We start from the raw sequence: 13397 nt of genomic DNA on the forward strand, positions 1-13397 counted from the left end.
TGAAAAAAGTTAATACTTTTCCAGCATAAAAAAGTCTAAACTACACTTAAAATGCATCAATCTACATCATCTCAGGAAAGAAACATAAGTTCACACATAAGTATAATAATATTTTTGATATCTGCATTCTGGGCTGCAACCCCAAATTTATCAGTAGCGCAAAAAACGAAAATAAAATTGCATTTCGAGGTTTTTGTTCCGGAAGCACAAAGTCATAGCTACGAAGTTGATTTTTATGTTAGTGGTATAAATAGAGATACTATCGTTTTGAAAATGCCGAAGTGGATGCCCGGTTATTATCAAATTTTAGATTATGCCAACAACATTTCAGAAATAAATGCGACTACGGTAAAAGGTAAAAAAATTCCCATTCAAAAGCTAAACGAAAATAGCTGGTATATTACAAATCAAAAAAATAAAGCATTCACTGTTCATTATAAAATAAAGGCTGAAAGGTCTTTTGTTGCACTTAGTTTTGTCGATGCGGAACATGCTTACCTTGCACCGGCCAATACTTTTCTATATATTGAAAATTTGATACAATGCCCGGCTTCCGTAAAAATAAATCCTGCAAACGGATGGAGTGATATAGCAACAGGATTGGATACAATTAATGGAAAGAGCAATGAATTCTCAGCTCCTGACTTCGACATTCTTTACGATTGCCCAATTTTAATTGGAAACCTGGAAGAGTTGCCTTCATTTACGGTTCAGGGAATAGAACATCGCTTTATTGGTTATAAACTTGGCGACTTTGATAAAATTTCTTTTATGCAGAAATTAAAAAAAGTAGTTGAGGCAGCAACTGATTTGATGGGCGATATTCCGTATAAAAAATATACTTTTATAGCCATTGGCCCCGGACAGGGTGGAATTGAACACCTAAATAACACAACCATTAGTTTTGACGGAAATTCATTAAGAACGACTGAAGCTATAAACCGTACTTTATCGTTTATCGGACACGAATATTTTCACCATTATAACGTAAAACGTATCCGGCCTTTTGAATTGGGGCCATTTGATTATGACAAAATAAACCGTACCAATCAACTTTGGATTAGTGAGGGATTAACCGTATACTACCAAAATATGCTAATGAAACATGCAGGGTTAGCAGATAAAAATACGCTTCTCTCCTGGTTCGAAAACGAAATTAATGCTGTAGAAAACGACAACGGACGATTTTTCCAATCGTTAGCCCAGTCGAGTTATTATACCTGGGAAGATGGTCCCTTTGGCGCCAGCCGGGGCGAAGAAGACCATTCAATCACCTATTACCAAAAAGGACCGGTAGTTGGTTTGTTGCTCGATTTTGCAATTCGAAATGCAAGCCAAAATAAAAAATCACTTGATGATGTAATGAGACTGGTTTACCGCGAGTATTACCAAAAGCAAAAGCGCGGTTTTACAGAAGCTGAATTTCAACAGGTATGTGAAAGCATCGCGGGGAGTCCACTTACTGCGTTTTTTGAATACATCTATACCACAAAAGAACTTAATTATAAAAAATACCTGGGATATGCCGGGCTTGAGCTAATAAAAACCCCGGAAAACTCTTTTAAAATCAGCCAGGTAACTAATCCTTCCAAAAACCAGAAAACCATTTTAAAATCGTGGCTTGGGGAATAAATCCTTCAGATAAGATGAAATAAAACAAATAGTCCGACAATGCTCTCCTCCAATCAGCCTTTTCGTGGAGAAATTGCCGATACCCCCTCTGTTGGCTAATTTTTATTGCTTTACAATTTTCTGGTTCAACATAATTTGTCCTGCTCCATCAATAAGTATAATAGTATAAATACCAAGCAGAGCACTAAAATCAACGATTGTTTTTATGTTGTCTGTTTGCAGCCTGAAAACAGAACTCCCGCTTATATTATAAATATTCATAAACAGACTTTTGCCGGTATTATTTTTACTTTTCAATCATCCAATCTTAGGGAGCCGTGAATCCGGATTTCCCGACATTATATCTGGAAATCTGATGGTCTGATTTTGTGTCTGAAAACGTTTCAACAGCTTGCAGAAGTTCTTTTAAAAGTTTTGGGTTCTCTTCTTTAACATCGTTGCTTTCAATATTCAAGGAATCAAAATAAAAAAGCATATTTAATGCTCCGCATCGGGATACTCTGTCCTGGGCATCGCGCTCCAGAACCAACTTCCAGTTATTGTAATTCACCGCGAATCGTTCTCTTTTTTCAACGTTTTGATCTAAATATGCAAACCACTTGCGCTCAACATTCTTACCATTCCCTCTCATATTCTCTAAAACATTTATACTATCAAACTCATTATCATTTGTTGTTTTACCCTGAGTAATAGCCTTTAACGTAGGAAAAATGTCGATGTACCCCATTTAAGTATGTATAATTTTGCCTCCGCTAACACCGCCGGCGGGCCAGTGAGCTGCGGCAACAACACGAATGCCTCCTTCGTAAACAGTTAATTTATTTCCCTTCATTGGTGAGTTATCGCCTACATTTTTAACATCTCCATTGTCGCTAAAAAATAAAGGTATTATCTCTGTCTCCGCGTTTTTCGACAGCATCGATTATTCGGCCAATTGCCTGATCCATACAATCCACCATCTCCGCATAAATGCGTTGTTTTCCTTCGCGATGCGGATATTTGGCAATGTCCTCCTCTTTCGCCTGATAAGGTGAATGCGGGGCAGTAAAAGGTACATAAAGAAAATAAGGTTCTTTGTCGGGAACACTGTTGATGAAACCAACTGCCTCATCTGCAATAATATCTATTACGTATCCATCCGCATGAATAGTCTGCGAATTTCTGTGCCAATCAGCTTCTCCTTCCCTTACCTTTGTAAAATAGTCTATTGCTCCGTTGTAACAGCCGGCAAAATAGGTAAAGCCCTGACTGTTGGGATGCCACTTCTTTCTTAAATGTCCCAAATGCCATTTGCCAATGCATGCCCGGTGCTCATAGCCTGCCTCGGCAAGCATTTCCGGCAATATAATTTCATTCGGATCCAATCCAAAACCGCGATATGGCGGTATCACCGATCGCATCAATCCATAGCGGATCGGATAGCGTCCTGTCATCAATCCTGCACGCGTTGGAGTACACATCGGGCAGGCTAAAAATTTTCAAGTCTTACTCCACTATACGCCAGCTTGTCTATGTTTGGTGTGTTAATGTCGCTGTTATGAAACCCAACATCAGCATATTTCAAATCGTCGTCCAGAATAATTAAAACATTTGGTTGTTTCACCTTTTGAGCACTCCCGCTAAAGCTACAACTTTGAAGAAAAACTGCTGTTACTAAAAGCAAAATAACTTTCATCGATATTCTATTATTAAACATGGCACCCAAGACATATTCCACTATATATCAATATATTACACGAAAATCCAGAAACATAAATCAAGTACTGAACCTCTCTGTAAAAAATTTCAATGAATTAACAGCGACTTTTTTACTTTCTATTTCGAAGCTGATTCCATATATCTTTTATCCCCTTTTCACCATCAAAATAATCCGCTTGCACATTTTTGTCAAAAATTTCGAATGACGGTGCCAACAATATTTTATCGGAATCAGGGTACTCAGCTATGTCATAGCCGTTATAGGTTCTTATGTCTAAGTAAACACACGACTCTGAAGTATGATTATACAGTTGATGAGCCCCTGTTTCTCCCTTTTCAAAAAAAATCAAATCTCCGCTGTTTACAATCTCCAATCCATCGGGAGTTCTTAATGTTGCTGAGCCGGAAATAATCATAAAAAGTTCTTCTGCAAATCGGTGAAAATGGTAGGGAGCGGAATATTGATCGGGATTCAATTTTCTCAAATCAAAATTCAGATTTTCAGGTTTTATGCCATTTTTTTCCCGCGAACTATCTGTAAATATCTTGTAATTATCAATCTTATTTGGATTTTCCAGATATTCTCTTTGATTTGCTTTTAAAATTTTTGCCATGGTTTCCTATTTAAACTTCATGGATTTTTATTTCGAGATTTTTTGATATTCACAACACACCTAAAAATTTTACTGTTTAACAAGGTAATCTTATAAAGCAGCTTTTTGGTAATACTGAATATTATCAAAATGTTTCCCTTCCGCTGTAAAAAAGCGTTGAATAACTTTCATTTTTACCTCACTTTCAATTATCCTTGACGCAAAAGCTATCACCTTTTCGCCTTTGAAAGTATAAGAATTCAAAATAAATTCCGATTCAAACTCACTCATCACTTCGTCTGCTACCTGCGGATTTTCGTACTTTTTCCTCTGCCCGTCCGGGACAGTTTGGTATTCAACCTCGAACTCTTTTCCTTCCTCATCCATCCAATTTATAAAAACTTCGAAACCATTATTCTTGCTTTGTCTGAATTCATAAGTTGCTTTTAAAGGAGGAGTTCCCCGCTCGTACTACGACTTATCGGGGATTAAATCCCATTTTCCCAGAAAATTATTTTTCATTTGTATTTCTTTCCATTCGTGCCTCAATATACTATAATAAATTGTATCTCGCCTTCTCTTATGTGTCATTAAAGTATGACTTCTCAAACCCCCTTCTTCAACAGCACCTATTCGCTTCAATGCGTTTCTTGCCGGTTTATTCAAAATATCAGTCTTAAATTCAACACGCTCACAATTTAGTTCATCGAAACAATATTTCAGAAGCAAATATTTAACCGCTTCATTTACACCTTTTCCCTGAAACTCTCTGCCAAGCCATGTCCAACCAATTTCAATCCGCTTATCCCGTTTTGAAATATTTCCAATGCTGGTTGAGCCGGCAACGGAATTTGTCTGTTTGTCAACGATTAAAAAGACGATCCTCTTTTTAATTTTTGTTTCCTTTACACCAGCCTCAATCCAATTTTTGAGTTCATCCTGGTCTGACAAATCATTTGTAAAATAAGTCCATAGACCAGTATCTCCGCTTATTTCTTTCAGGATATCATAATCTCCTTGTTTCAATGGTCGTAATAATGTCTGATTTGTCTCCGGTATCTTGTTAATAGTCTATCATTTGCTGTCCGTTCAGAAAAATAACAATCCAGCGCAGTTTTTTGCAACTGCCATCAAAAACTCGGATTCTCTCCATTTTACGCCGCCTTATCTACCTGAAATTGAGTCTGTAACGATTTTTTTTTAAAAAAAACTTGTCATGGCATATATCCTGCCTATTTTACCGGATAAATAATCCATTATTTTTTACTTCTTTTTGTTGCTTTTTTTGCTGGCAGCTCATCACTCCATTATGGGTTTTAACTTCTTAAAAACAGATATTATTCACAAAAACGATAATAAATAAACAAACATTGGGGCCGGCCAGATTGAACTTTTATACATCGGGGATTTGTGATTCGGAGTGGCAACTTTATCAAATAAAACAAAAAACCGCCTTTCCACAACGGAAAGACGGTATACTTTTATGATTAATTGATTCTTTTTATCAGCTTGCCATCAGTGCATTTACTTCTTTCATGATGGCGCGTTTGGTTTTCACCCCAACAAAACGGTGTATTTCCACTCCGTCTTTTAGAACCACCAGAGTCGGAATATTACGTACTTTAAATTTTTTTGCCAGCGGTTGTTGCTGGTCAACGTTTACTTTGGCAACCGTAACATTATCTTCGCTGTCAGCAATATCGTTTAAAACCGGAGCAATAATTTTACATGGTCCGCACCAGGGAGCCCAAAAATCAACAAGTACTACTCCTCTGCGGGTTACCGTTTTAAAATTTTTATTCCCCAAAACTTTAATTTTTTTGCTATTGGCTACCGGTTTTGCATTTTTCATCCGAAAATAGTTAAACGTTATTAGCCCCACCAGAGCAGCAATAACAGCAACGATAATGATTAATGTTGTCGACATATTTTTATTTTTAATTCAGAATTACAATTTCAGAAGTCATTTCAATGGCCTTTTTATACATTGCGCTTACTCCGCAGTATCTCTCTTCTGAAAGACTTACTGCCTTCTGTAATTTTTCCATCGGCAAATTTTCGCCCTTGAACTCATAAATAACCTTCATCCTTTCAAATTGTTTGGGATGTTCTTCAGTAACATCGCCTTCAACCCGAACATTAAATTCTTCGGGTTCAATACGCATTTTTTTCAGGATAGAAATCACATCCATTGCAGTACAACCTGCAAGGCCAACCATCAATAATGGTTTTGGCCGGGGGCCGCGATTTTCTCCTCCCACCTGTTTACCAGCATCTATCGTAATTTTATGTCCGCTCACATCGGCTTCAAAGGCCATGTTTTCCAGCCAGTTTATTTTAATTTCCTGCTTTGCCATATCTTTTTTTCCTTTCGAATCTTCAGCGCACAAAAGTACACCGTTCTTTATAAAACTAAAATTTGATTGACTATTAATTCCTTAAATATTCTGAAACGCTTAATGCAGCGATGGTTCCATCGGCTACAGCTGTAGTCACCTGCCGATAACGTTTTGTAATACAATCGCCGGCAGCAAAAACACCGTCAACACTGGTTTTCATACCGGAATCGACAACAATTTCGCCACGTTCATTTAAATCTACCAGGCCTTTTATACTTTCGGTATTCGGCTGATAACCCACAAAAATAAATGTGCCGTCGGTAGTTAATTCTGAAGTTTTGCCACTAGGCAAATGCTCAATTGCTACTTTCTGCAACAGACCATTTCCATAAAATCCGCGCAGTTCCGATTCCATGATAAATTCAATTTTCGGATTCTTTTTTGCTTCCTGAACTGCGTGTTCAAATGCCTGAAAATGATCAAACTGGTGGACAATGGTAACTTTTGTTGCGTAAGTTGTTAAAGCCACCGCTTCTTCCAAAGCAGAATTTCCGCCGCCAACGACCACTACTTCCTTTCCGGTAAAAAAATCGCCGTCGCAGGTTGCGCAATACGAAATCCCCTTTCCTTTGAATTCGCCTTCACCCTCAATGTTTAAAGAACGCGGTCGCCCTCCAGGTGTTAAAATCACCGATTTTCCTTTAAACGATCTCCCGTCCTCCAGTTCAATTTCCTTTACTTCACCTTCAAGCTTGTATTTTGTAATTTTTATATTCGACTTTATTTTGCAGCCAAAACTTTTGGCTTGCTGTTTCATCGTGTTGGCGAGCATATAACCTTTGGTAGCCGGAACGCCCGGATAATTGGCAATTTCTTCGGTTAATACCATTTGTCCTCCAACTGCACCTTCGTTTAAAATAAGCGTTGAAAGTTTGGCGCGTGAAGCATAAATCCCGGCAGTTAAACCGGCAGCTCCTGCTCCAACTATTATCACATCAAAAACTTCATCCATCGTGTAAAACATTAAATAAGGCTGTCCTGAAAACTTTGTATCTACCCAATTAAAAACATCAAAAACAACTAAACTAAATCAAAAACCAACAAAGCCTCACTCCCTTCCAATGAACCAGAACAGCCTTATGATAATTTTTATTCTCCAAATTTTTCATCAAGAATGCCGGTTACCTGCTGCATATTCTGTATGCTGCTGGTTGCATGAGCTACTTCACCATTTTTATAATACATGGTAAACGGCAACCCCATAAAACCACGACATTCAGGAGCGTTGCGAATTACAGCTGCTTCAGGATTGTCAAATGCCATTACTGCAAATTTCACGTTTTCACGCTCGTCTTCCAGCTCTTCCATTACATCGTAAACCGGCAAACACATTGGCCCCATCCGACCACAGCATACCATTACATTTTCATTTTCGTTGATAAAACTTTCCAATTCTGCTGCGGTTTCAAATTCATGTAAACCTGTTTGTAATAATTTCATGATTTTAAATCTTTAATAATTAATATTCTGTTTGTGTTATTTCTGCTATAATTCTTTTGTCCGATTCTAATCTTCCCTCCAAATATTTGTCGATTAAGTGCTTTGGATTTCCCAACGGAACGCCGACAAACAAATTCACTTTGCGGGAAGCAAACAGCGATATAATTTTCCGATTCACCCGAAAAGTGATAACATCGGTAACGCCTTTTTCTTTCAGCCAGCCGGGTAATTCCATAATGTCGGTTTCAGTAGGAATTTCCAAAACATAACTCCTTAAAACCTTCTTTTCAATCTCGAAAACTTTGTAGTGGTTACACGTCCCGAAAAATTCGCTTAACTGATCATTTGTTACCGGTATGGCTACTTTTTTCATTTGTTTAATTTTTCTGATACAAAGTTAACTGGGCTCCAAATGAAAAACGATAAAAACACGGTGGAAGAAAACGGGTTAAAAACTGAAATTTTATGGTTTTTTTCCTACGAAACGAAAGTTCTCAGAATAAATAATCTGAAAAACAAAGCAATACATCACTCAAAAATTGTCCATTAATCAGCGAAAATCATCCATTTCTCCATATACGAGGTTTGCAAATCTTTGCAATGTCAATTTTGACCAGAATTTAAAAATGTAAAAAATGCAAAGAATTGAAGCACTAAATCCGACAACAACAACAGGAAAATCAAAAGAATTATTTGAAGGAATTGAAGCCAGGCTGGGGATGGTTCCGAACATGATGCGAACCATGGGAAATTCTCCCGCAGTGTTAGGCGCTTACTTAAATTTTAGTGAGCAACTTGGAAAAAGTACAATCGGTTCCCGATTGGGTGAACTGATTGCCATTTCGGTAGCAAACGCAAATGGTTGTGAGTATTGTAATGCAGCTCATTCGTTTATCGGTGAAAAACTGGTAGGGATCGACAAAAAAACACTTGAATTGGCAAAAGAAGGAAAATCAGCAGATCCAAAAACCGAAGCTGCACTTCGTTTTTCAAGAAAATTAGTGGCTGCCAAAGGCCGTGTTAGCAACGATGATATTAACGAAGTTAAAAATGCAGGATATTCCGACGCCGCAGTAACAGAAATTATTGCCCACACCGCTTTGAACATTTTCACAAACTATTTTAATAACGCAATTGAAGTGGAAGTAGACTTTCCAAAATCGTCGTTAGTTGAAACTGCGGCAGCTTAAATAAAATCAGAGAAAGGCAAATAGAACTGCCTTTCTCTTCATTTACTCAATCTAATATCAAAATTATGAAAACAAACGTCCATTACCCCTATTTAATGAAGAAACAACTCTTCTAAAAGCTCAAATGGATGAAAATGACCAGGAATCAAAAAAAAACAGAAAATGGTTCAGGGCGTATGGAAACAAAATGTGGGCGTTTAATGAACACGAATTAATGAGAAAACGTTATGCCAGTATCGCTGATTTCGAAATAAACAAAATCAACAGACACCAGTAATCTAAAAAAATGATACAAAAAAGTAACCACACGCTTATTAACCACCAAACCGGGAACCTTGCTTTTAAACTTTATTCTGTTGACGGTACTAACCCGTTCGACCATATTCAACGTTTAAATTATTATTCGCTGATATGGATACATCAGGGAGAAGGAACATTACAAGCCGACTTCAGCGAATACAACATTAAGGAAGGTTTATTGCTTGCTTTTTCTCCTTACCAACCGTTTTTGTTGTCGGCAGAAAAAGAGATAACAGCCACAGTTATTCATTTTCATTCCGATTTTTTCTGCATTCACAAACACCATAAAGAAATTGCCTGTCATGGTGTTTTATTTAATAATATTTATGATCCTCCTTTTGTAAAAATTCAGGAAGAAACAAAAAATAAACTGCAAATTCTGGTTAGCCAAATAAAAGAAGAATTACAACAAACTGAACTGGCACAGTACGAGTCGCTTGTTTCTTATTTAAAAATTTTTCTTATCACAGCCTCTCGGCATAAAGCTGCACAGTACCCGGATTTAATTAAAAATGAAAACATACAAACAAATGAACCTTTTGTGTTACAAAGCCTGAAAAACAGTATTGAAGAATACTATAAAACCAAACATAGCCCCAGCGACTACGCGGAAATACTAACCATAAGCCCGAAAGCCCTGGCTAAAATCACAAAAAAGCATTTTAATAAAACATTAACCGAAATCATTTCCGACAGAATAATTATTGAAGCAAAAAGGGAATTGTATCTAACCAATAAAACGGTTAAAGAAATTGCCTTCGAATTAGGGTATGACGACGAATACTATTTTAGCCGTTTTTTTAAAAAAAATGCAACTGTTTCACCACAAACATACAGAGAAACAGTCGGCTTTAACAAGTCAGCTCTAGTTTAAAAAAAGGGCATTTATACCAATATATTAAAGGTTTTCATAATTTTGCACTAGGTAAACAAAACCGGAATTATGGAGGACTCTGAAAATATAACCACACCGAATCCGATTAAAGAAATGGATTTGGTTCAAAGCAGGGTTTTGAACGAAAACAAAACCCGGGTTTCTTATCTGAAAGGTGAAAATATTTTTAAACAAGGTGCCTTTGCGCCTTATGTAATTTATGTTGTTGAAGGGCTGGTTAAAGTCTACCTGCAAACCGGCGTTGAAAAGCAGATTAACATTAGCCTTGCCAAAGCCGGCGACTTTCTCGCTTTTTCTTCCATTTTTGGTGAAAACATCCATACCTATTCAACACAGGCCCTAACCGACTGCGAGATATGTATGATTGAAAAAGAGACATTGAAAGATTTACTGTTAGAAAACCCGAAATTTGCGCTTGAAATAACATCAAAGAACTATCGAAACGAAAGGCATCTTTTTGAAATAATAAAAAATGTTTCCTATAAACAAATGCGCGGAAAACTGGCTTCCTCCCTACTCTATCTTTCACAAGAAGAATTTTTAAAAGAAAATGTTTTTAAATTTCTTACCCGGCAGGAAATTGCCGATTTTGCTTCTATTTCTACCGAAAGCGCCATCAAATTTTTAAAGGAATTTGAAAAAGAAAAAATCATACAACTAAAAGGTAAAGATATTTCGATTCTTAATCAGGAAAAGCTGGAATCGATAAGTAAAAACGGATGATATGATTTTTTCGGAAGAAATAATAAAACGCCTCGAAAATGAATGCACTTATTCAGCCACGCGGAGTAGCGGCCCCGGCGGACAAAATGTAAACAAAGTAAATACCCGGGTTGAACTTCGTTTCCCGGTAAATGAATCTTCTGTATTTTCAGAGAAAGAAAAAGACCTCATCCGCCAAAAACTGGGCAACCGGATAAACTCGGAAAGCGAATTGTTACTTTTCTCAGAGTCGGAGCGTTCACAACTGGCCAACAGGAAAAAGGTATTCGAACGCTTTATCTTACTGGTAAAAAATGCTTTAACTCCAAAAAAGAAAAGAATAAAAACCAGTCCAACTGCAGGGTCGAAACAAAAACGGCTTGAAAAGAAAAAAATAAATGCACAAAAAAAACAGCTCAGAAAACCACCGGAAATATAAATATTGCTCCATTTTTTTATTTATTACCCGGAATTTGGTTTCTTTACGACGTTAAACGGGGCAGTTACTATTTATGAGTTATTTTTTTAACAAAGTTAGAGATCTGATAATCCGGATTATCGATTGGTTTTATTTCCCTTTTTTTAAATTTATCCCCATCGAAATTTTCAGGTATGCAGCTACGGGTGGAGCAAACACCTTGTTTGATATCTTCCTGTATTTTGTTTTTTATCATTTTGTTTTACAAATGCAAATTGTCGATCTGGGATTTGTTGCCATTAGTCCGCACATTGCAGCATTTTTAATGGTTTTCCCCATAACTTTTACTACCGGGTTTTTATTGGCAAAATATATAACTTTCACAGCCTCTGAATTACGTGGTCGTATTCAGCTTTTTAGATATGGTGTTTCAGTAGCCGGATCTGTTTTATTAAATTATATTTTTCTGAAACTATTTGTGGAAGTGGCCGGAATGTATGCAACTTTAGCTAAAGGAGTAACCACTTTTATTGTAGTTGTGTACAGCTACATTATCCAACGCTACTTTTCTTTTAAAACCAACAAAATTCTGGCTGCTGAAAATGTACCCGATTGACATTTTTACTATTTTTAATCTGAACATTTTTAGGTTTAATTTATTTACATAATCAATAAATACAGCAGTAAAATAAATGAATGAAGTGAGACAAAAATATTATCCAACAATTCTGCAATCCATTCATTTACTTATCCTCTACATGTTTATTCAAACCATTGTAGATTTTCCGCTTGCTCTAGTCGATTATTACAAGGACACGGAATACCTCTACAATCCGGTAAAAAAGATTGTACTTGGCGTTGGCTCTACACTTTTTATACTGATTTACGGTTTTAAAAAGTCCAAAGCACCTTTCCTGAAAGTATTTCCGCTAAAAATGTTTAACCCGCTGATTCTTATTCCTATTGCTACTTTTTTCTGGGGAATACAAAATCTCCTGAATGACGTGAATGCATGGGTAGAAAAAATGATTCCTGCACCCGTGTGGTTTTGGGAAATGTTCAGTAAAATTTTCGACAGTGATTTTGGCTGGTGGGGAGCGTTCATAAAGGTAGCTGTGGTGGCCCCTGTGGTAGAAGAACTTATCTTTAGAGGAATAATTTTACAGGGATTGCGACGCAATTACAATGCCTTTGTGGCTGTTTTTATGTCAGCGCTATTGTTTTCCTTATACCATTTAAATCCGTGGCAGATGCCCGCAACATTTATTTTAGGCCTTCTTTTGGGATGGATTATGATTCGGACAAATAACATTGTCCTTTCAATTCTGGGCCATTCTATAAACAATTTACTGGTGCTGCTCACAATAACCTACTGGGAAAAAATAAGCGCCCACGCGATATATTTGCTCGAAAAACAAGAATTTATGTATCTCAGCGGCCTTGTGGTTGCGCTTTCGGTGATTCTCATTTTCCTGCTCAGTATAAAATGGAGAAAAGATAACCGAAAATAATCCGGTGTTTACCGAAATAAAAATGACAGTACAATTCAAAAAAATATTTTTACCGGAAATTTAATTTACAATTATGGATTATGTTTTAATTGGGTTGGGAGTCATTTTGATAATCAGTGGAATTCTTGGTTGTGTACTCCCTATTATTCCCGGACCTCCTTTAAGCTATATCGGCCTACTCCTCCTTCATTTTACAGAAAGATACCAGTTTTCATCCCGTTTTCTGGTAATATGGGCCATTATAACTGCTGTCGTTTATGCACTCGACTATATTATCCCCGCCTGGGGAACAAAAAAATTTGGTGGAAGTAAACGCGGTGTTTGGGGCAGTATCATAGGGCTGGTTATTGGTTTGTTCTTTTTCCCGCCATTCGGAATTATTATCGGCCCGTTTGTTGGCGCAGTGGTTGGTGAGTTAACTGCTGGAAAAGACTCAGGTGCAGCGTTAAAATCCGGCTTCGGCTCTTTCCTTGGTTTTTTAGCGGGAACACTGCTAAAACTTATCACCTCCGGAATGATGACATGGTATTTTTTTCGAGAACTGGTGGTTTCGATCTAAAAAAGGATTTCGCGAATCTACCTCCGGAAACCCTTTTTTCATTACTGACCAAATAAACAA

General features: G+C 37.1%; 21 protein-coding genes. 9 read left to right on the forward strand and 12 right to left on the reverse strand.

Translation table 11 applies throughout. From position 1 onward, the window contains the following. The first annotated feature begins 51 nt into the window (after positions 1 to 51). The gene (locus tag K5G00_RS12935) at positions 52 to 1632 is read left to right on the forward strand and encodes a M61 family metallopeptidase (RefSeq protein WP_238766580.1); all 1581 of its coding nucleotides are present in this window, start codon (positions 52 to 54) and stop codon (positions 1630 to 1632) included. Positions 1633 to 1734: 102 nt separating this feature from the next. Here K5G00_RS12935 and K5G00_RS12940 read toward each other — a convergent pair whose 3' ends face one another. The 12 genes from K5G00_RS12940 to K5G00_RS12990 form a co-directional block, all read right to left on the reverse strand. After that, positions 1735 to 1893, reverse strand: coding sequence for a hypothetical protein (locus tag K5G00_RS12940; protein ID WP_238766581.1), 159 nt, complete (start codon positions 1891 to 1893; stop codon positions 1735 to 1737). A gap of 46 nt (positions 1894 to 1939) precedes the next feature. Continuing rightward, a complete protein-coding gene (locus K5G00_RS12945) occupies positions 1940 to 2359 on the reverse strand; it encodes an alkaline phosphatase family protein (protein ID WP_238766582.1) in 420 nt (139 codons plus the stop codon). 145 nt (positions 2360 to 2504) lie between these two features. Beyond that, entirely contained in the window at positions 2505 to 3092 is a 588-nt protein-coding gene (locus tag K5G00_RS12950; RefSeq protein ID WP_262921357.1) for a sulfatase-like hydrolase/transferase, read from the reverse strand. An 8-nt stretch (positions 3093 to 3100) separates the two neighbouring features. After that, positions 3101 to 3307, reverse strand: a complete 207-nt coding sequence (locus K5G00_RS30180) for a sulfatase-like hydrolase/transferase (protein ID WP_262921358.1) — start codon at positions 3305 to 3307, stop codon at positions 3101 to 3103. Positions 3308 to 3440: 133 nt separating this feature from the next. Further along, entirely contained in the window at positions 3441 to 3944 is a 504-nt protein-coding gene (locus K5G00_RS12955) for a cupin domain-containing protein (RefSeq protein WP_238766583.1), read from the reverse strand. 90 nt (positions 3945 to 4034) lie between these two features. After that, positions 4035 to 4310, reverse strand: a complete 276-nt coding sequence (locus K5G00_RS12960; protein ID WP_238766584.1) for a hypothetical protein — start codon at positions 4308 to 4310, stop codon at positions 4035 to 4037. Positions 4311 to 4394: 84 nt separating this feature from the next. Continuing rightward, on the reverse strand, positions 4395 to 4949 hold the full coding sequence (locus K5G00_RS12965; protein WP_238766585.1) for a GNAT family N-acetyltransferase: 555 nt from the start codon (positions 4947 to 4949) through the stop codon (positions 4395 to 4397). Between the two features lie 478 nt (positions 4950 to 5427). Then, positions 5428 to 5850, reverse strand: coding sequence for a thioredoxin (gene trxA / locus K5G00_RS12970; RefSeq protein WP_238766586.1), 423 nt, complete (start codon positions 5848 to 5850; stop codon positions 5428 to 5430). Between the two features lie 10 nt (positions 5851 to 5860). After that, entirely contained in the window at positions 5861 to 6280 is a 420-nt protein-coding gene (locus K5G00_RS12975) for an OsmC family protein (protein ID WP_238766587.1), read from the reverse strand. Positions 6281 to 6353: 73 nt separating this feature from the next. Next, positions 6354 to 7274, reverse strand: a complete 921-nt coding sequence (locus tag K5G00_RS12980; RefSeq protein WP_238766588.1) for an NAD(P)/FAD-dependent oxidoreductase — start codon at positions 7272 to 7274, stop codon at positions 6354 to 6356. 137 nt (positions 7275 to 7411) lie between these two features. Beyond that, positions 7412 to 7762 (reverse strand): thioredoxin family protein, encoded by a 351-nt coding sequence (locus K5G00_RS12985; protein WP_158862275.1) that lies wholly within the window; start codon positions 7760 to 7762, stop codon positions 7412 to 7414. A 19-nt stretch (positions 7763 to 7781) separates the two neighbouring features. Further along, positions 7782 to 8135 (reverse strand): NifB/NifX family molybdenum-iron cluster-binding protein, encoded by a 354-nt coding sequence (locus tag K5G00_RS12990; protein WP_238766589.1) that lies wholly within the window; start codon positions 8133 to 8135, stop codon positions 7782 to 7784. A 262-nt stretch (positions 8136 to 8397) separates the two neighbouring features. On the opposite strand from K5G00_RS12990, the gene K5G00_RS12995 reads away from it, so the two are divergent. The 8 genes from K5G00_RS12995 (at position 8398) to K5G00_RS13030 (ending at position 13337) form a co-directional block, all read left to right on the forward strand. Next, positions 8398 to 8952 carry a carboxymuconolactone decarboxylase family protein gene (locus K5G00_RS12995; protein ID WP_238766590.1) on the forward strand — a complete coding sequence of 185 codons (555 nt, stop codon included), beginning with the start codon at positions 8398 to 8400 and terminating at the stop codon, positions 8950 to 8952. Between the two features lie 124 nt (positions 8953 to 9076). After that, complete coding sequence (locus K5G00_RS13000; protein ID WP_238766591.1) at positions 9077 to 9229, forward strand: DUF1348 family protein; 153 nt, start codon at positions 9077 to 9079, stop codon at positions 9227 to 9229. Between the two features lie 9 nt (positions 9230 to 9238). Then, positions 9239 to 10126, forward strand: coding sequence for a helix-turn-helix domain-containing protein (locus K5G00_RS13005; RefSeq protein ID WP_238766592.1), 888 nt, complete (start codon positions 9239 to 9241; stop codon positions 10124 to 10126). 69 nt (positions 10127 to 10195) lie between these two features. Then, positions 10196 to 10870, forward strand: coding sequence for a Crp/Fnr family transcriptional regulator (locus K5G00_RS13010; RefSeq protein WP_238766593.1), 675 nt, complete (start codon positions 10196 to 10198; stop codon positions 10868 to 10870). Position 10871: 1 nt separating this feature from the next. Continuing rightward, a complete protein-coding gene (gene arfB / locus K5G00_RS13015) occupies positions 10872 to 11288 on the forward strand; it encodes an alternative ribosome rescue aminoacyl-tRNA hydrolase ArfB (protein WP_158862287.1) in 417 nt (138 codons plus the stop codon). Positions 11289 to 11361: 73 nt separating this feature from the next. Continuing rightward, a complete protein-coding gene (locus tag K5G00_RS13020; protein ID WP_238766594.1) occupies positions 11362 to 11883 on the forward strand; it encodes a GtrA family protein in 522 nt (173 codons plus the stop codon). A 76-nt stretch (positions 11884 to 11959) separates the two neighbouring features. Beyond that, the gene (locus tag K5G00_RS13025; RefSeq protein ID WP_238766595.1) at positions 11960 to 12778 is read left to right on the forward strand and encodes a CPBP family intramembrane glutamic endopeptidase; all 819 of its coding nucleotides are present in this window, start codon (positions 11960 to 11962) and stop codon (positions 12776 to 12778) included. A gap of 73 nt (positions 12779 to 12851) precedes the next feature. Next, entirely contained in the window at positions 12852 to 13337 is a 486-nt protein-coding gene (locus tag K5G00_RS13030) for a DUF456 domain-containing protein (protein WP_158862293.1), read from the forward strand. Positions 13338 to 13397: the final 60 nt, after the last annotated feature.

The organism is Maribellus maritimus (assembly GCF_022267315.1).
Taxonomy (GTDB): domain Bacteria; phylum Bacteroidota; class Bacteroidia; order Bacteroidales; family Prolixibacteraceae; genus Draconibacterium; species Draconibacterium maritimum.